The sequence below is a fragment of the Collinsella sp. AF05-9 genome (assembly GCF_003465595.1).
Taxonomy (GTDB): domain Bacteria; phylum Actinomycetota; class Coriobacteriia; order Coriobacteriales; family Coriobacteriaceae; genus Collinsella.
This window is the reverse complement of record NZ_QSBB01000014.1, coordinates 1-17,619: the sequence shown is the minus strand read 5'-3', so window position 1 is coordinate 17,619 and position 17,619 is coordinate 1. Positions and strand designations below refer to the sequence as shown.

15 protein-coding genes are annotated in these 17,619 nt (G+C 58.8%); 7 read left to right on the top strand and 8 right to left on the bottom strand.

Annotated features, from left to right (window positions below; translation table 11 throughout):
• Positions 1–5: 5 nt before the first annotated feature.
• Entirely contained in the window at positions 6–1,226 is a 1,221-nt protein-coding gene (locus DWV43_RS05655) for an iron-containing alcohol dehydrogenase (RefSeq protein ID WP_117817291.1), read from the bottom strand.
• A gap of 253 nt (positions 1,227–1,479) precedes the next feature.
• Here DWV43_RS05655 and DWV43_RS05650 point away from each other — a divergent pair, with 253 nt between their 5' ends.
• Positions 1,480–2,043 (top strand): ferritin family protein, encoded by a 564-nt coding sequence (locus DWV43_RS05650; RefSeq protein ID WP_117817312.1) that lies wholly within the window; start codon positions 1,480–1,482, stop codon positions 2,041–2,043.
• Positions 2,044–2,285: 242 nt separating this feature from the next.
• Here the strand turns inward: DWV43_RS05650 and DWV43_RS05645 are convergent, their stop codons facing one another.
• Together DWV43_RS05645 and DWV43_RS05640 are read right to left on the bottom strand one after the other, a co-directional pair.
• A complete protein-coding gene (locus DWV43_RS05645) occupies positions 2,286–3,167 on the bottom strand; it encodes a hypothetical protein (RefSeq protein ID WP_117817290.1) in 882 nt (293 codons plus the stop codon).
• A 538-nt stretch (positions 3,168–3,705) separates the two neighbouring features.
• Positions 3,706–5,145 carry a PLP-dependent aminotransferase family protein gene (locus DWV43_RS05640; protein ID WP_117817289.1) on the bottom strand — a complete coding sequence of 480 codons (1,440 nt, stop codon included), beginning with the start codon at positions 5,143–5,145 and terminating at the stop codon, positions 3,706–3,708.
• A 145-nt stretch (positions 5,146–5,290) separates the two neighbouring features.
• Between DWV43_RS05640 and pdxS the strand changes: the two genes are divergently transcribed.
• Both pdxS and pdxT read left to right on the top strand, forming a co-directional pair.
• Complete coding sequence (pdxS, locus tag DWV43_RS05635) at positions 5,291–6,181, top strand: pyridoxal 5'-phosphate synthase lyase subunit PdxS (protein ID WP_117817288.1); 891 nt, start codon at positions 5,291–5,293, stop codon at positions 6,179–6,181.
• A gap of 20 nt (positions 6,182–6,201) precedes the next feature.
• Positions 6,202–6,789: a pyridoxal 5'-phosphate synthase glutaminase subunit PdxT gene (gene pdxT / locus DWV43_RS05630; protein ID WP_117817287.1), complete on the top strand. Its 588-nt coding sequence runs from the start codon at positions 6,202–6,204 to the stop codon at positions 6,787–6,789.
• Positions 6,790–7,150: 361 nt separating this feature from the next.
• On the opposite strand, the gene DWV43_RS05625 is transcribed toward pdxT, so the two are convergent.
• Positions 7,151–8,062, bottom strand: a complete 912-nt coding sequence (locus tag DWV43_RS05625; RefSeq protein ID WP_117817286.1) for a hypothetical protein — start codon at positions 8,060–8,062, stop codon at positions 7,151–7,153.
• Between the two features lie 214 nt (positions 8,063–8,276).
• On the opposite strand from DWV43_RS05625, the gene DWV43_RS05620 reads away from it, so the two are divergent.
• Complete coding sequence (locus DWV43_RS05620) at positions 8,277–8,687, top strand: peptide deformylase (protein WP_117629625.1); 411 nt, start codon at positions 8,277–8,279, stop codon at positions 8,685–8,687.
• Positions 8,688–8,762: 75 nt separating this feature from the next.
• Here the strand turns inward: DWV43_RS05620 and DWV43_RS05615 are convergent, their stop codons facing one another.
• Positions 8,763–10,244, bottom strand: coding sequence for an aminotransferase class I/II-fold pyridoxal phosphate-dependent enzyme (locus DWV43_RS05615; protein ID WP_117817311.1), 1,482 nt, complete (start codon positions 10,242–10,244; stop codon positions 8,763–8,765).
• Positions 10,245–10,445: 201 nt separating this feature from the next.
• Positions 10,446–11,303 (bottom strand): LysR family transcriptional regulator, encoded by an 858-nt coding sequence (locus DWV43_RS05610; RefSeq protein ID WP_233539209.1) that lies wholly within the window; start codon positions 11,301–11,303, stop codon positions 10,446–10,448.
• 117 nt (positions 11,304–11,420) lie between these two features.
• On the opposite strand from DWV43_RS05610, the gene DWV43_RS05605 reads away from it, so the two are divergent.
• On the top strand, positions 11,421–12,332 hold the full coding sequence (locus DWV43_RS05605; RefSeq protein WP_117817284.1) for a DMT family transporter: 912 nt from the start codon (positions 11,421–11,423) through the stop codon (positions 12,330–12,332).
• 102 nt (positions 12,333–12,434) lie between these two features.
• Here DWV43_RS05605 and bsh read toward each other — a convergent pair whose 3' ends face one another.
• Together bsh and DWV43_RS05595 are read right to left on the bottom strand one after the other, a co-directional pair.
• On the bottom strand, positions 12,435–13,400 hold the full coding sequence (bsh, locus tag DWV43_RS05600; RefSeq protein ID WP_117636874.1) for a choloylglycine hydrolase: 966 nt from the start codon (positions 13,398–13,400) through the stop codon (positions 12,435–12,437).
• Positions 13,401–13,531: 131 nt separating this feature from the next.
• Positions 13,532–13,951, bottom strand: coding sequence for a peptide deformylase (locus DWV43_RS05595; protein WP_035137017.1), 420 nt, complete (start codon positions 13,949–13,951; stop codon positions 13,532–13,534).
• A 193-nt stretch (positions 13,952–14,144) separates the two neighbouring features.
• Between DWV43_RS05595 and DWV43_RS05590 the strand changes: the two genes are divergently transcribed.
• Both DWV43_RS05590 and DWV43_RS05585 read left to right on the top strand, forming a co-directional pair.
• Positions 14,145–15,458, top strand: a complete 1,314-nt coding sequence (locus tag DWV43_RS05590) for an NCS2 family permease (protein ID WP_117817283.1) — start codon at positions 14,145–14,147, stop codon at positions 15,456–15,458.
• Between the two features lie 207 nt (positions 15,459–15,665).
• Positions 15,666–17,438, top strand: a complete 1,773-nt coding sequence (locus DWV43_RS05585) for a carbohydrate-binding domain-containing protein (protein ID WP_158569833.1) — start codon at positions 15,666–15,668, stop codon at positions 17,436–17,438.
• Positions 17,439–17,619: the final 181 nt, after the last annotated feature.

The window sequence follows — 17,619 nt, the reverse complement described above, 5'->3', positions numbered from 1 at the left end:
CCCTCCTAGTTCTCGTCTTCAAACATACCACCCGCAACCACCTCGTACATACGCTCGAGCTCCAAACGGTCCATCAAAAGTGGAACGGGGTATAGCGGATTGGCCTCGGCATCGGCATGGGCCGCCATTTGCGGAATATCGGAGCGGCGAATGCCCGTCACATATTTGGGAATGCCCAAGGCGGCATTCATGCGGTCGACCCAATCGATAAAGGCCTCGGCCGCAAGACTGTCCTGCGCGTTAGCCGGCGCGATACCGGCCATGCGAGCAAGATCGGCAAGCTTGGGGGCGGCGGCGTCACCATAAGCGCGAAGCATGTGCGGCAGGATGATCGCGTTGGCCAAACCGTGCGGAATTCCGTATCGGCCGCCCAGACTGTGCGCGATGGCATGCACGTATCCGACATAGGAGCGGGTAAATGCAACACCCGCTTTATACGCCGCCGAAAGCATATTGCGACGAGCGCGCATGTCGTCGCCATGCTCATAAGCCTCGGGCAAATTGTCGTGGATGAGCTGGACCGCCTGACGCGCCATCTTGCGCGTGTAGGGCGTGGTGCTACGGCCGATAAAGGCCTCGACGGCATGCGTCAGGGCATCCATGCCCGTCTGCCCCGTAATGGAGGCGGGCAGGCCGCGTGTAAACTCGGGGTCGTGCACCGCAAAGCGCGGGATAAGCACAAAGTCGTTAATGGGGTACTTGTAGTGCGTCTCGTCATCGGTGATAACCGCCGCGAGTGTGACTTCGCTTCCCGTGCCTGCCGTGGTAGGGACGGCGATGAGCAGCGGCAGGCGACGATGAATCCGCAGCAGGCCGCGCATCTTGTTGATGGGCTTGTTTGGCTGCGCAATACGTGCGCCCACGCCCTTGGCGCAGTCCATGGCTGATCCTCCGCCAAAGCCGATAATGGCCCGGCAGGCGCTCTCTCGGTACAGGGACGCCGCTTCCTCCACGTTTGAGACCGTGGGGTTTGCACGCGTTTCGGCATAGACCGAAACGCCAATCCCCTTGGATGCGAGCGCCGTCTCGAGCGGTGCCGTGAGCCCCAGACGGGCAATGCCGGGATCCGTCACGATAAGGACCTTCTGGATCGAGCGCTTTTGAAGCACCGCGGGCACATCCTCGGCATGCTCTAAAATGCGCGGCTCGGTATAGGGCAGGATTGGCAATGCAATGCGAAAAACCGTCTGATATGTTCGGCACCAGGCACGACGGGCTAGATGCATAAAGGAAACTCCTTCATTTGTTGATAGGTCAACATTTGCTCGCCCGATTGTACTCAGCGGCGTCCGTATATGACTTGCAAACCGTTAATCAATCAACATCTTCACATCTCAAAATTATTTTATTAAAAATCATTCCTAATAGGCTTCACATTTGGTTGCATTTATGGATAATAGAACTCGTCAAGAAGCACGTCCGGAGAGGGCCCTTACGGGACCGGACGAGCGCACAATCGCCATCGATCGAAAGGATCGAATCATGAAGTTTGTTTGCCCCGTTTGCGGTTATGTGGAAGAGTTCGACGGCGACCAGCTGCCCGAGGACTTCAAGTGCCCCCAGTGCGGCGTTCCCGGTTCTCGTTTCCTGAGGCAGGAAGAGGGTCAGCTCGAGTGGGCTGCCGAGCACGTCGTGGGCGTCGCCAAGATGGAGGGTGTCTCCGAGGACATCGTTGCTGACCTGCGCGCCAACTTTGAGGGCGAGTGCTCTGAGGTCGGTATGTACCTGGCCATGGCTCGCGTCGCTCATCGCGAGGGCTATCCCGAGATCGGCCTGTACTGGGAGAAGGCTGCCCACGAGGAGGCCGAGCACGCCGCCAAGTTCGCCGAGCTCCTGGGCGAGGTCGTGACCGACTCCACCAAGAAGAACCTCGAGATGCGCGTTGAGGCCGAGAACGGCGCCACCGCCGGCAAGACCGATCTCGCCAAGCGCGCCAAGGCCGCTGGTCTCGATGCCATCCACGACACCGTGCACGAGATGGCTCGCGACGAGGCTCGCCACGGCAAGGCTTTCGCCGGCCTGCTAAAGCGCTACTTCGGCTAAGCCAAACGCCTGAGAGACATTCTCTAGCTTTATAAGGCCCGGACCGCATGGTTCGGGCCTTTTTCGTGTCTTGCAAACCAGTTAACGTCCCAAAAATAGGACCACCTTTGACATCGGCTTCGCGTCAAAAACTAAGCGAGTAGCCTTTTGGGAACTTGTCGAGCAGACCACCCGTATTGCTTTATAAAACCGCAGGTAGATAGCTTGCCGCAAAACAATCTGGTCGCCATCACGCTAAAAGTCTACTCACTTAGATTTGCAACCGTCCATGATCGGGCCTTTTTGTGTCTAACGGGCATCTTTTTGTCGATTTCTCCCAGTTTTGACCAGTCAACGAATAGCTCAGACCGAAGTAATGCCTCGGCCCCTTGCTCCTCCAAGCTTTTATCGCGATATTCAACATCGAGCAACCTGCATACGGCCTTAACAATCGCATGGAATCTATCATCATCGGATATCTGTCCGTGTGTCAGGAGAAATACATCGTAGCCCATGGCCTGAAGCGCCGTCATGCGGTCGGCGTCACGCAAACCATCCCCGGCTCGCCCGTGTGAGCCCTTTCCTTGGCATTCAATGGCCACCTGTCGCTCTCCGTCCGGCGAAGAAAGAAGTAGGTCGATATATACACGGGACTTGCCTACAATCGCCCGAGCACTTGCGCTTAGCGCCACTTCGACATTGAGCTCTATGCCGCAAAAACCTTCGCCTCCCAATGATCGTGGCAACCCAAGCAACAAATACGTCTCAACCTCAAAAGGCGATGCGGCACCCAGTGGAACGAGATGCGATACCGCGACAAATCGCTTGCCGTAACGCATCCCACAAACATCTGAACAAAAACGGTCAAGATCTCCGTCCAAAACCAAAGCGTCGCGCCGCCACAAATTTGAGGCGGCACCGTCCTCGGACGGGCAACGTGCCCAACCAAAGGTTGCCGGAATCGCGCCCGACTCAATTGCACGCGAAAGCTCTGCCTCGAGTGCTGCTGGCAAGGCACAAACCGTAAACAAGCCGCACATCTCCGCCAATACCAAAAGCAGCTGGAGATCCGTCAGATGCCGCGACATGATGAATGCCGTCAGCAAAGGAGATGTGACCAAAAACCCATGTTCCGTTTCCAGCACGGATTCCCTGGGAAGCTCACCAAGGAACAGCCGTTGCCTAACGCTGGCAGGACAAGTCCGCTTATTTCTCGTCCCAACCAATGTATGCAACGGCAAGCCGAGCGCAACCGCAGCCGTCGGGTTACGGGCGAGGCCATATCGCTGCCGGTCTTCTTCCGGTCGTGGAAGTGGCGGACACAAAGCGAGGGCTTGAGGAGGCAAACGCCAGTACCTAAAAGCCGATATGTCACAAAGTAGATCCTTCATAGGCACAGGAAAACACGGATTTCAACCCGGGTACTCCCGCATTGGCGCGAACGTACCGAAAAGGGCGCCGAACGGACTGTTAAGTTTTCAACAGCCTTCCCCAACTGGCCAAAAGCTTGCCAAGAACTGGACGGAGTCCTGTTGAAAACCCGCTATTTCTCTCATGCGGAAGCTTTGCACAGCAAGTGAGTAGGCTTTTTGGAAACTCCCGAGCAGGCAGGCCATCTTGTCTTGCAAGGCCGCAGGTAGACGACTTGCTGCAAAACGGTCTGGTCGGCATAACGCCAAAAGTCTACTCACTTAGGCTAGAGGGCACCCCCATTAGCTGTGATTCCAGGGTGTTTAGCGCATTTGGACTCAAATCGTCATACTGGACAAGGATTCGAACCAAGTTTTTAGGGACAGATGCGCCATCGGCACACCAAAAGCAGTCACCGATATCGATATAAGGGATATTCGAGTGCATAAGTGCCCGCGTAAAAGAGCTTCCGCCCGCGCCACGCTCCGCAACCACGATGCAGTAAAGGCCCGCGTCTGCATGCTCGATCGAGACTTCCCCTGCCGGAAACGCCTTTCGCACAAGCGCCGTCAGGCCATCACGCGCCTCGCGAGCTCGAACGCGCACGCGGTTCACATGTCGCTCGTAATCACCCGATTCCAGCAAGCGAGCCAAAGCGACCTGGTCAACAGAACTCACCGACGAGGCGTAAAAACCAAGGTTGCGCCTAAACCGTTCCATCAGCTCATCAGGCAGGACCATATACGCCAAACGCAGGGCCGACGACAGACTTTTTGAAAAGGTGTTGGTGTAGATGACCGATTGGGCGGCATCGATCGACGCGAGCGCGGGAATCGGCTTGCCGGCAAGGCGAAACTCACAATCAAAGTCATCTTCGATGAGATACCGGTCCGGCTGCTCGGCGGCCCAGCTCAGCAGGGCATAGCGACGCGCAATGCTCGTCACAAGGCCGGTCGGATATTGGTGAGACGGCATCAGGTGAAGGACATCCGCCCCGGTTTTCTGCAGAGCGCTCAGGTCCACGCCGTCGTCATCCAACGGGATATGTCGTACTTGGCAGCCCATAGCCTGATAGATGCGCGTCAGGCGCAAATAGCCCGGATCCTCAACGGCATACACCTTGTCGGCTCCAAGCAACTGAACCAACATGGTATCGAGCAGCTGGGCGCCCGCACCGATAACAATGTTGTTGGAGTCGACATTCATACCCCTTATCCCGCGCAGATGGCGAGCAATTGCGCGTCGCAGCCGAGCAGTGCCCTGCGCCGGTGCGGGCGAAAAGATTTCGCGCTCATCTTCGGATGCCAGCGTCGCCCGTAGCGCGCTTTGCCAAAGCCGCGCCGCCTCCAAAGCAGAAGGAGAAAGCGCATCGAATCGCTCGACCTGTCCGTTGACATCATGCACGATGGGGCCCACAGAGACGGCATCTCGGTCGATGCCCTCCGCAGCCGAAGCCAAAACCGGTGCATCCGGAAGCTCGCAAGCGTAGTAGCCACGACGTGGCATTGAGCAAATATAGCCCTCAGCGAGTAACTGGCTATATGCATTCTCGATGGTAATAACACTGATTCCCAGATGACTGGCAAAGGCGCGCTTGGACGGCAGATGCTCCCCCGCCGTAATGCGTCCAGCTACGATATCATCTCGGATTTGCTGGTAAACATACTCATAGAGCGATGCTTCGCCGCGTTTTTCCAAATTGTAGTCAAGCATGAGTATATCACCTGACCTTATCGAGCTGTTCAATCTGGTATTAGGCTGACCTTATTATTATCTCGAAAACTGAGTATTTTGCCATGCCCAGCTCCCCGATAGGATTTTCCGTCAAGCAATGCACATGCCAACCAAGGGAGCAACCATGGCAGAACAGACCAGCAAGGCAGATCGCGTCAAACTCAATCGCGAGCTCGCGCAGATGCTCAAGGGCGGCGTCATCATGGACGTCACCACGCCCGAGCAGGCACGTATCGCCGAGGAGGCAGGCGCCTGCGCCGTCATGGCTCTCGAGCGCATCCCGGCCGACATCCGCGCCGCCGGCGGCGTGTCGCGCATGAGTGACCCCAAGATGATCAAGGGCATTCAAGAGGCCGTCTCCATCCCCGTCATGGCCAAGTGCCGCATCGGCCACATCGTCGAGGCGCAGGTCCTTCAAGCCATCGAGATCGACTACATCGATGAGTCCGAGGTTCTCTCCCCCGCCGACGATGTCTACCACATCGACAAGACCCAGTTTGACGTCCCGTTTGTCTGCGGTGCCCGTGACCTGGGCGAAGCGCTGCGCCGCATCGCCGAGGGCGCCACGATGATCCGCACCAAGGGCGAGCCGGGCACGGGCGACGTCGTTCAGGCCGTGCGCCACATGCGCAAGATCAAAAAGCAGATCCGCGACGTTGTTGCCCTGCGTGACGACGAGCTCTTTGAGGCAGCCAAGCAACTGCAGGTGCCGGTCGAGCTGGTCCGCGAGGTCCATGCCATGGGCAAGCTCCCCGTCGTGAACTTTGCCGCCGGCGGCGTAGCGACCCCCGCCGACGCCGCGCTGATGATGCAGCTGGGCGCCGAAGGCGTCTTTGTCGGCTCGGGCATCTTTAAGAGCGGCGACCCCGCCAAGCGCGCAGCCGCCATTGTCAAGGCCGTGGCAAACTTCACCGACGCCAAACTCATCGCTGAGCTTTCGGAGGACCTGGGCGAGGCCATGGTCGGCATCAACGCCGACGAGATCGAGATCATCATGGAGGAGCGCGGACGCTAGTCCAGCAGAAAGGATCGCACATGAGCGATTACGCAGACCAGACGGTCGCCGTGCTGGCGGTCCAAGGTGCTTTTGCCGAGCACGAGGCGAGGCTGTCCGAGCTGGGCGCACGTTGTATTGAGCTGAGGCAGGCGGCTGATTTGAAGCAGGACTTTGACCGTCTAGTACTTCCCGGCGGCGAGTCTACCGTTCAGGGCAAGCTACTTGCCGAACTCGATATGCTCGAGGGGCTTCGCACCCGCATTGTTGAAGGTATGCCTGTATTGGGAACTTGCGCCGGCTTGATTCTGCTGGCGCGCGACCTTGCCGCCCATGACGATAAGGGCACGCCGCGTTTGGCAACCATGGATGTACTTGTCGAGCGCAATGCCTACGGCAGGCAGCTCGGCAGCTTTCGAACCAAGGGGCAGGTAGCCGGCATCGACGGTGAAGTGCCGCTGACGTTTATCCGCGCGCCCCGCATCATCGAGGTCCACGGCGACGCCAAGACCCTAGCCGAAGTCGATGGCCGCATCGTCGCTGCCCGCCAAAACAACCAGCTCGGCGTAACCTTCCACCCCGAACTCGACGAAGACACCCGCCTCCACGAACTGTTCCTACAAATGTAGGCAGAATTAAATCGAGCGTGAATTTTCGGACACATAAATAATGAGAGTGGATAATCTCCCATTTTGAGTTTAAACACGGGCTCAAACCGGGAGATTATCCACTCTCACGCTATGTAGTCGTTGGGGACGTTCTTAAACGACTAGTCAAACAAGAACGTCCCCAACGACTACCTTCTGGCAACAGAGAGAATGCCGATGTTTTGGAAACGACAGCGAGCGCCCACCAGAGCGAACAACTTGGCATGAAAAGAGGACGGCATAGACCTTCTGGTCATGCCGTCCTCTTTGAATGACAAGTTGTCGCTCTGGTGGGCGCGCAGCGTCGAGCTGTTACGCCGTTCGGTAGAACGGCGTAACTAACCTAGAAACGATTGCCGCGGAAGCCGCCACCGTTGCGGCCGCCGCGATCGCCACCGCGACCGCCACGGTCGTTACCACGGTTGCCGCCGAAGCCGCCACGGTTGCCACCGCGGTCACCATAACCACCACGGTTGCCGCCGAAGCCGCCGCGACCGCCACGGTCGCCGCCACGGTCACCAAAGCCGCCACGGCCGCCACGATCGCCACCGCGACCGCCACGGTCACCGCCGCGGCCACCGCGATCGCCAAAGCCACCGCGGCCACCACGGTCGCCGCCACGGCCACCGCGATCGTCACGGCCACCGCGAGGACCGCGGTCCTCGTCCAGGCCCATGGCGACGAGCGGAGCGATAACCTTATCGAGAGCGGCCATCAACTCGGTGGCCTCCTCGTAAGAAAGCTCGGGCAGGAGCTTCTCCTTCTTGTTGGCAAGCTCGACCAGGCCCTCAGCAGCATCCTCGGCAGCGAAGACGACGATCTTGCGCATATCGCCCTCGGCGTCGTCGATGCGGCCGACCAGATCGGCAGCCTCGGCCTCGGCCATCAGGCCATCGAGCTCACGAAGGCGCATGCCCAGCAGGTCGGACATTTCCTTCTGCTCCATCTTGGGCTTGAGGTCAAGAAGCTTGATGGCACGCTCGATGTTCGCCATGCGCTCGGCCTTGGCCTCCTCCTCCTTGGAAATAGCAAAGCGACGGCTACGCAGCAGGCGGGCGGCCTTCTGCATCTTGTCCATCAGCTCTTCGTCATCGTAATCAACGGCGGCCTCGACAACCTCGGCCTCCTCCTCGGCGGGAGCCTCGTCAGCAGCCTCAACCTCGGCAGCTTCGGTCTCCACGGTCTCGACTGCCTCGACCTCGGCAGCCATGGTCTCGTTCTCGGTCTCGTTCATGATCTCTTCGTTCTCGGACATGAGACTCCTTCTTGGCCCTCTCGGGCATCATCGCCCCATTCGCGGGGCCCGTCGCGCACTCTTTGCGCTTTAAACATTCATGCCTCTCGGCAAAACGTCCATTAGTTTATGGTGTCGCCATCCAATCTAGCTGCAGAATCTATGTGCACACATTAATGCGACATGTCGCGGTATCATGACCTGAACCAAACGTGTCCACCTTAAGGAGCCCGCCATGATTAAGCCCATCATGAAATCCGAGTTCTTTTTGCGTCTGCCTTCCGAAGACGCGGGACCCGACGATGCCGCGACCGGGCAGGACCTCCTGGATACGCTCCTTGAGCATGAGCACGAGTGCGTGGGCCTCGCCGCCAACATGATCGGCGTGCGCAAGCGCATCATCTGCGTAAAGGACGGCAACAGGACGCTGCTGATGTACAACCCTCAAATTCTTGAACAGGTCAATGCCTATCAGACGAGCGAAGGATGCCTCTCGTTGATCGGTGAGCGCCCCTGTACCCGCTACCGCCGCATTAAGGTGGAGTATTTGGACGAGAACTTCGTCCACCGCATCAAAAACTTCTCGGGCTACACCGCCGAGATTATCCAGCACGAAATCGACCATTGTTGCGGAATCGTTATATAGTTCCGCCGATTCAAGAAAGCTCCCTGCAGCAAAACAACTGCAGGGAGCTTTTCATAGTGCGGAGCTTCTATCCCACTAGCTCTGGCGGTAGTGATCAAAGAAGTCAGCGAGATCCTCGAGCGACTCTTTGAGCACTTCCATGCGCGGCAGGTACACGATGCGGAAGTGGTCGGGCTCGCCCCAGTTAAAGCCGCCGCCGCGCGTGATCAGGATCTTCTTCTCGTGTAGCAGGTCAAGGGCAAACTGCTCGTCATCGGTGATGTTGAATTTCTTGACATCCATCTTGGGGAAGATATAGAACGCCGCGCGGGGCTTGACCACCGAGATGCCGTCGATCTTGCTGAGTGCCTCATACACAAAGTTGCGCTGCTCGTAGACACGACCGCCGGGGCGGATATAGTTGTTAACAGACTGATGGCCGCCGAGCGCCGTCTGGACGATCGACTGAGCTGGCACGTTGGAGCACAGGCGCATGTTCGAGAGCATGTTGATGCCCATAATAAAGTCGCTCATGCAGCGCTGGTTGCCCGAAAGCACCATCCAGCCAATACGATAGCCCGCGATCATGTGCGACTTGGAAAGGCCGCTAAAGGTGACGCAGGGCAGGTCGGGGGCGAGTGATGCAATGGAGACGTGCTCGTAGCCGTCCATGCACAGGCGGTCGTAGATCTCGTCGGCAAAAATCATGAGCTGGTGCCTGCGCGCGATCTCAACGATGCCCTCGAGCACCTCGCGCGGATAGACAGAGCCCGTGGGGTTGTTGGGGTTGATGATGACGAGGGCCTTGGTCGCGCTCGTGATCTTGGACTCCATATCCTCCAGGTCGGGATACCAATCCGCCTGCTCATCACACAAATAATGTACGGGATGACCGCCGGCAAGGGTTGCGCACGCCGTCCAGAGCGGATAGTCGGGGCTGGGGATCAGGATCTCGTCGCCGTTATCGAGCAGCGCGTTCATCGAAAGCTGAATGAGCTCGGACACGCCGTTGCCCGTGTAGATGTGCTCCATCTGAACATTGGGCAGGCCCTTGATCTGAGAGTACTGCATGATTGCCTTGCGCGCGGAGAACAGGCCGCGCGAGTTGGAATAGCCTTCGCAGTCGGGCAGCTGCTGGCGCATGTCCTTAATGACCTCATCGGGCGTGCGGAAGCCGAAGGGGGCGGGGTTGCCGATGTTGAGCTTGAGGATGCGCTCGCCTTCGTCCTCCATACGGGCGGCTTCATCGACGACGGGGCCGCGGACGTCGTAGAGGACGTTGTCGAGTTTGGTGGATTTAGAAAAAGTACGCATGGGGACGCTCCTTGCAATTTGGGCTGAGGGATTGAGTTCGGGCTTGGAAACGTTGCGGGGCGATGATGTCTCGCCTTGATCGGCGTCACCGGCGAGCAGCCAGGTAACATCGACCTCCAAAATACGGGCGAGCAGTTCTGCCACATCACGCCGTGGAATCGTTTTGCCGCTCACATATTGGCTCATCTGACTCTTGCCGAGTTTTTTGCCGAGCATCTCCGATGCGCGGATCACGTCCGACTGGCGAACGTCGCGATCGGACATAGTCTGTCGCAGGCGATCGCTAAACGTCTCTTGGGCCACAGGAACCTCCTTGCTGGCAAAGTTCAATTTATAGGACACGAATTGAACCAAGGTTCAATTTAGCAAGCAGTATAGCGCCGTACCTCATTCGAAAGTTCAATTTCATAAGAAAACGTACCGAACTCCGAGATTTGCCCAAAGCGGACAATAACGTGCACGCGTTTAGAGGTATTCAAGGAATCGAGCAGCAGCAAGCGAAACGTCGGCCGTTCGATATATGGCGTTAATCTGCCGATGGGGACGTCCCTCGAGCGGACGAATGGCGACATTGAACTGACAGCGCCGCAAGATGAGCGCCGGAAGGATGCTCACGCCCAAGCCGTCCTCGACCATGGCCATAATCGCATAGTCATCCCAGGTCGACAGTTTTGAGCGCACCGTCAGCCCCGCCCGACGGAACAGCGGCGTAATCTCGTCATCGGTGCCGCGTTCCAGCAGAATAAACTGCTCGTTGGCCAAATCGGCAAGAGAGACAACCTCCGCAGTGGCGAGCAAAGAATCGGCCGGTACCACCGCCATCAGCTCGTCTTGCACCAACGCCCGCGAGGCCATACCGCCCCCTCGGGGCTCATGCGGGATAAAGCCCAGATCGCAGCGACCCTGCGCCACCCATTGCTCGATCTCTGAATAGTCGCCCATCAGCAACTCGTAATCGACGTCCGGATAATCGGCGCGAAAACGCGCAATCACCGGCGGCAGCACGTGAGTCGCCACACTCGAAAACGTACCGATGCAGATTTTGCCACGCATGAGCCCACGCATCTCATCCACCCGCCGCTGCAAGCGAATGAATTCCTCGCAGAGCGCCTCGACAGCCGGCATGATCTGCCGCCCGTCGGCAGAAAGAACCACGCCTTCGCGACTGCGGTCGAGCACCTTAAAGCCCCAGTCGGCCTCAAGATCGGCCACCATGCGGCTCACACCCGATTGCGAATAGCTCAGATGCTCGGCGGCGCGCGTAAAGCTTCCGGCGCGCACGGTCTCGAGCAGCACCTGCATCTTTTGGATATTGGTCTCCACGGCACGTCCCCACCTTTGCATGAGTTTTTGTCATGTTATCCATGTATTATATTCGCTTTTCTTCTAAATCCACCTCGCCCATAGTGAACATGCACGGATATAGAAGGGCGGCTGCGCATGAACAACGGACTGTTTAGGTATTTGGCAGCACTGTTGTTGTTTGGCTCCAACGGCATCATCGCCGCTGCCATCGCGCTGCCGAGCTCCGATATCGTGCTGCTGCGCACCTTTCTGGGAGCCTTCTCGCTTGTCACCATCCTCGCCATCACCCAACGCCATAAGCTGCAGGCGCCGTCTCGTCCCCGCGAAGCTGCGGCCCTGATCCTCTCGGGAGCTGCGTTGGGCGCCAGCTGGATTTTTCTGTTCTGCGCCTATCAGACGATCGGCGTCGGTATCTCCTCGCTGCTGTACTACTGCGGCCCCATCATCGTTATGGCCCTCTCGCCGCTCATCTTTGGCGAAAAGCTGACCGGCGGCAAAATCGCCGGGTTTATCGCCGTTGCCTGCGGCGTCTTTCTCATTGCGGCACAAGGTCTAGGCGGCAATATGCCCATTGCGGGCATCGCTTGCGGCATCGCCTCGGCATTTTGCTACGCGCTGATGGTCATCGCCAGCAAGGGTGCGCCACACATCGAAGGCCTCGAAAACTCCGCGCTCCAGGTGAGCGCCGCCTTTGCGACCGCGCTGGTCCTCACGCTCGTCACCCAAGGCGCCCCCTCGTTCTTCTCCCCCGGTATCGCCGCAAGCATCGATTGGCGTGCCGTCGCTATGCTTGGCATCGTCAACACCGGCATCGGCTGCCTGCTCTACTTTAGCGCCGTCGCCAAGCTGCCTGTGCAGACCGTCGCGGTTGTCGGCTACCTCGAGCCGCTTTCGGCCGTTGTGTTCTCCGCCGTCCTTTTGGGCGAAGCCATAACGCCGGTCCGCCTGATGGGCGCCGCACTTATCATCGGCGGCGCGATTTTTTGCGAACTCGCCGGCAAGCGCGCAAGCGCCAAGGCCGGTATCGCCCAGGCAGCACGCGCTTAAGGGACATTTTCTCGGGGCGCATGCGGGATAAAGCCCAGGTCGCAGTGGCCCTGCACCTCACGTGAGATGCAGGGCCATTTTGCATTGCAGTAAAGCTATGGGCTACGAACGACGCGGCTCGGGAACCACGAGCCTATCGGGGCTCGCGCCCTCGGCATCCATCAGGCTCACGTAGCGAATCGATGGGTCATCGTAGGTCGCGTAGTAATAATTGCCCGTACGCGCGCTAAAGCATCCGGTGTAGATGGTCTTCTCGAACTTGCCGTCGCCCATCTTGGACGCTCCCTCGATCATCGCCACGCCCTCGAGCGAACGGAACATGCGGACGACGTTTTCGGCCTCGCTGCCCTTTTGCGGGTAATTGGCATTGAGGTAGGCCGCCTTTACAAAACGGCTCGGCGAATAGCAGTCGCCCGGAATACCGCGCATGCCGGCACCAGCGCCATAAGGCTTGAGCTCGGCGGCGCGCCATGTCGCCGTCTGCGGAAAATCGCTGGTGGCGGTGATATAGGTGCGCAGGTTTTCCATATGCCACGGGAAAGTCGGCTGGTTGGCAAGGGTATCGACCGGGTCGTCGTATACATGCAGGCCGTCGGCCATCATCTCGACCACGATACTGCGCTGGCTGTCGCCGATAATCCAATGGAGCAGCGACACGCCCAGGCCCTCGCCGGCAGATTTGGCGACAATCACCGTATCGCGCAGTGCAGCCTCGGCCTCGTCGACCGTCGAGAACGTCGCCGCCACCCACAGGGGAAACTCGTAGGCCGCGATATTGGTCTTGCCATCAACCGGCCCCTCGGCATACTCGGCATAGCCGGGAAAGTTGAGCCCCGCCACAGCCAGGCCCGCATCGTTGCCGCAATCGAAAAACATGGGATAGTTCTTGTAATCGATACACATACCGATTACCGCATGCGCCGCCGTCGCATCGTCGATAAACGAGTACGGGATGTGGAACCCGCGGGGCACCACGCGAACCTGCTCGCCGTATCCAAAGCTCCAGTCGAGGTTGCGGCCCAGATACATGTGGCCGGAATTATCGGTAAATCGAATGCTCGTGCACATAGCGCCTCCTAGCTCAATGTTCTTACTAAGGTCATTGTCACCAAACAAAGGAGCGCTAAACAAAAAAGTCCGGACATGACAACAATGTCATACCCGGACTAAAAACGACGAGGTGCGGTGCTTTGGTCCCCTTAGACCAACTTTCCAAGACAGTGATCAATCATGTGCTGGATCATTTGCGCCTCAAAGCCTGCGTAATCGCGGCGGCACTCCTTCATCTTGCCGTCGACGATCTGGTCAAAGGCAACCTTGCACTTGATATAGCGCGTGGACTTGGTGACCTCCTCGTGCGTCAGGCAGCTCTCCTCCATCTTGCTGGCACCCAGGCCAAACACCAGACGGGGGTTGTAGAGCACGTGGGGCTCGCCGGCGTCGTCCAGGTAGACGCAAACCTTCTTGGTAACGCCAATCTGGTTAGCGGCAAGGCAGCCGGCATCGTCGAGCGACTTGATGGTATCGATCAGGTCCTGAGCAACCGACTCGTCCTCGACGGTCGCAACCTCGCAACGCTGGGACAGGATAGCCTCGTCGTGGCAAAGCTCTTTAATCATACGTTCCTCCATAGGGGTCGTTGTAACCGCTTAAGTATACGGTACCTACACAATTTCATGCGAAAGATACCGCCCGTCCGTTACAAACCGCCGAACATCAACATGTGAGGAACACCAACTTCACAAAGGCGATATAGTGGGTGGGTTCGTGTCAATCGGCCTAAACTCGGGGCCGAACAAGGAAAGGGTATGCATGGACGAACTTTTTCACGTCAGTGAGCGCAAGTCCACAATCGGGACCGAACTTCGCGCTGGACTGACAACATTCCTGGCGATGGCCTACATCATCGCCGTCAACCCCGCAGTGCTCTCGGGCGCCGGCATCGATGCGGGAGCGCTCGCCTGCGCCACTTGCCTGGGCGCCGGCATCATGACCATCTGCATGGGCATCTTCGCCAACCGTCCGCTCGCATGCGCGTCGGGCCTGGGCATCAACGCCATGATTGCGGGCATCACCACCACCATGTGCGGCGGTGACTGGCACGTGGCCATGAGCGTCATCTTCCTCGAGGGTGTCGTCATCTTGCTGCTCGTCCTTTGCGGCCTGCGCGAGGCCATTATGGACGCCATCCCCGTGGTTCTGCGCCACGCTATCTCGGTGGGCCTGGGTCTGTTCATCGCCATGATCGGCCTGTGCGACGCCGGCATTATCACCGCTGGCGCCGGTACACTCGTCGGTCTGGGCGACATCACCTCCCCCACCTTTATCGTCGGCATCATCTCCATCGTCGTGACGGTTGCCCTGGCCTCCCGCAACGTGCCGGGCTCGCTGCTCATCGGTATCATCGTCGCCGTTATCGCCGGCATCCCGCTGGGCGTCACCCACGCCCCCGAGGGCCTCATCGCCCCGCTCGACTTCTCGACCTTTGGCGCTCCGTTTGCCAGCACCGCCGACGGCAACATGGCTATCGTGAAGGTCCTGACCGACCCGATGCTGCTCGTCGTGGCCTTCTCGCTGCTCATGAGCGACTTCTTTGACACCATGGGCACCGCCATGGCCGTCGCCAAGCAGGGCGAGTTCCTGACCGAGGACGGCAATGTCGAGGACATCCGCCCCATCTTGGTCGTTGACTCCGTGGCCGCCGCTGCCGGTGGCTTTATGGGCGTCTCCTCCATCACCACCTTCGTCGAGTCCACCTCTGGCGCTGCCGACGGTGGCCGCACGGGCCTCACCTCCGTCACCACCGGCGTGCTGTTCATTCTCGCCGCGTTCTTCTCCCCCATCGTCACCATCGTTTCCAGTGCCGCCACCTGCGGTGCCCTGGTCTACGTCGGCTACCTCATGATGAGCGAGGCCTCCGAGATCGACTGGTCCGACGTCTCGCAGGGCTTCCCGGCGTTCATGATTGTCGCCGGCGTGCCCTTCACCTACTCCATCTCTGCCGGCATTGGCCTGGGCTTTATCGCCTACGTGATCGTCGCGCTCTTTAAGGGCGAGGCCTCCAAGATCAAGCCGCTCATGTGGATTGCAGCCCTCGCCTTCCTCGTCTACTTCTTTGTAGCGTAAGGGCAAGATTCACAATACCAAACACCAAAGCGCGGAGTCGCATCGAGCGGCTCCGCGCTTTTCTTTTAAAGCCAGGCATCGCACGGACGCGCGATATATTGCTTCCCAAGTTTTGGACATTTTGCCCTCCAAACGGCACTACCGACGGCTACATCCTGCAGATATGCTGGATATAACCGCATAGGCCCTATGAGGATGGGAGTAACCATGGCCACCTTGTTCACGACCCCCAAGCGCAATGACAAAACCTCAGGAGCCCATTTTGTCGAGCCCGACGTGCACCGTCGCACGCTGCTCGCGCGCGGAAGCTGGCGCCGCGTGACACGCCGCATCGTTGTAGGTGCCGCATGCGCGCTTACGGTGAGCTCTCTGCTCATGCCGAGCATCTCGCTCGCGGCGGAGTGGGTCAACGTCGGCGGCACCCAGTACAATTACGGCACTGCGGCGGGCGACGCCGCCGGCACCTGGTCATGGGACGGTGCCGACGACATGAAGCTCAACAACTATAACGGCGGTGCAATCGAGGCCGCAGGCAAGCTCAACGTCAATTACTCGGGAAACAACACCGTCACCAACGGCGACGGCCACGGCATCTCGGTTGAGGATGGCAATGCTGAGAGCGCCGAGCTTAACATCCAGGGCGGTGCATCCGACACGCTCAGCGTGACGTCGTCTAGGGACACCATCACCTCCGACGGAGACATCAACATCGACGGAGCCGGCACCGTCAACGCCACGAGCACCAAGTCTGACGCCATTGACGCCGAGGGAGACATCACCATCAAGGGTTCGGGCACCGTCAACGCCACAGGCAAATCGGATGCCATCAGGGCGAGTGGCAATATCACGATCGACAACAGCGGAAACGTCACCGCCAAGGCCACCAGGGATGAGGGTATCCAAACTGGCGAGACCCTCACCATCAAGGGCGGCGGCAAGGTAGAGGCCAGCTCTATCGAAGACGTGGCGATTTGGTCTGGTGGCAACATCGATATCTCGGGCGGTAGCCAGGTCAAGGCAAACTCTAAGGAAGACTATGCCGTTAAGGCCATAGGCAGCCTCACGGTCTCGAACGCATCCCTTAACGCACATGGTGTTGGATACGGCATCTATACCTACAAGGGCATCACGATCGATGGCGCAACCGTGACGGTCCGTGCAAGTGCAGGGAGCGGTGAAGCCAGCGCCCTCTTCACCGACGAGGACGACATCGTCATCAAGAACGGCTCGACTGTGGATGCGTTCGCAGAAGACCAATTCTCGACCGCAATCTCCACCAGAAACTACAACCCCAACGAAGCGGGTGGTCACATCTACATTAGCGACTCCGTTGTCAAGGCTATAGCCCGCTATGTCGAGTCCGGTAGCGACGGCCCTGACCACTACAGCAACGACCAAAGCAGCGTGGTCATCCCTGAGCCTAGGGGTCTGAACATCGGTATCTTCGCCCAGACCAGCGAGGGCATCACGCCCGCGACTATTTCGATCGTCCGCAGCAAGGTCACTGCCGAAGGAGACACGGCGGCGATCTTCGCCCTTGCCATGAGCGCGGACGGCAAGGCAATCGGCACCATCGAAATCGAAGGCTCCACCATCCTGACGCCTGAAGGCGGCAAGGTCATTGACTATCGCAACAAAGAAGAGCTCAGCAACGGCGACATCTACGAAGCGGGTCAAACCATCGGCACGGGCGACGCCACGATCGACTCCCCCTATGACGCCGCTGTCGCCAAGAGCACGCTCACCGTACCTCCCGAGGAGATCAAACCCGAGGAAAAGTCCGGCGAGACCAAGCCCGAGGGTTCCAAGTCCGAGGGCACGAAGACGACCAAGACCGTTGCAGTTGCAGCCACGGGAGCCAAAACCACCGGCATCCTCGCCGCAACCGGCGACACCTCGAGCGCGGCCATCATAGCGACCGCCCTTGCAGGAACGGCCACCATCGTCACAGGCGCCCTGACGAGTCGCAAACGCTCGTAAACACTTTTTCGCACAGGACGGGTGGATCGCGGCCTTTGCCTTCCTCGTCTACTTCTTCGTAGCGTAAGGGCAAGGCTGCAAAAGCTGAACAATAAAGCGCGGAGTCGCCATGCGGCTCCGCGCTTTTCTTTTGGCTCTGTTAGACCAAGGTTGACATAAAAACGATGTCACCGCGAGGCGG

Excerpts from the sequence above, each read along its gene's own strand:
- DWV43_RS05625 (WP_117817286.1), bottom strand. The coding sequence starts at position 8,062 with ATGTCCGAGAACGAAGAGATCATGAACGAGACCGAGAACGAGACCATG.
- DWV43_RS05615 (WP_117817311.1), bottom strand. The coding sequence starts at position 10,244 with ATGTCCGATCGCGACGTTCGCCAGTCGGACGTGATCCGCGCATCGGAG.
- DWV43_RS05620 (WP_117629625.1), top strand. The coding sequence starts at position 8,277 with ATGATTAAGCCCATCATGAAATCCGAGTTCTTTTTGCGTCTGCCTTCC.
- DWV43_RS05595 (WP_035137017.1), bottom strand. The coding sequence starts at position 13,951 with ATGATTAAAGAGCTTTGCCACGACGAGGCTATCCTGTCCCAGCGTTGC.
- DWV43_RS05640 (WP_117817289.1), bottom strand. The coding sequence starts at position 5,145 with ATGCTTGACTACAATTTGGAAAAACGCGGCGAAGCATCGCTCTATGAG.
- pdxS (WP_117817288.1), top strand. The coding sequence starts at position 5,291 with ATGGCAGAACAGACCAGCAAGGCAGATCGCGTCAAACTCAATCGCGAG.
- pdxT (WP_117817287.1), top strand. The coding sequence starts at position 6,202 with ATGAGCGATTACGCAGACCAGACGGTCGCCGTGCTGGCGGTCCAAGGT.
- bsh (WP_117636874.1), bottom strand. The coding sequence starts at position 13,400 with ATGTGCACGAGCATTCGATTTACCGATAATTCCGGCCACATGTATCTG.
- DWV43_RS05590 (WP_117817283.1), top strand. The coding sequence starts at position 14,145 with ATGGACGAACTTTTTCACGTCAGTGAGCGCAAGTCCACAATCGGGACC.
- DWV43_RS05605 (WP_117817284.1), top strand. The coding sequence starts at position 11,421 with ATGAACAACGGACTGTTTAGGTATTTGGCAGCACTGTTGTTGTTTGGC.
- DWV43_RS05585 (WP_158569833.1), top strand. The coding sequence starts at position 15,666 with ATGGCCACCTTGTTCACGACCCCCAAGCGCAATGACAAAACCTCAGGA.
- DWV43_RS05655 (WP_117817291.1), bottom strand. The coding sequence starts at position 1,226 with ATGCATCTAGCCCGTCGTGCCTGGTGCCGAACATATCAGACGGTTTTT.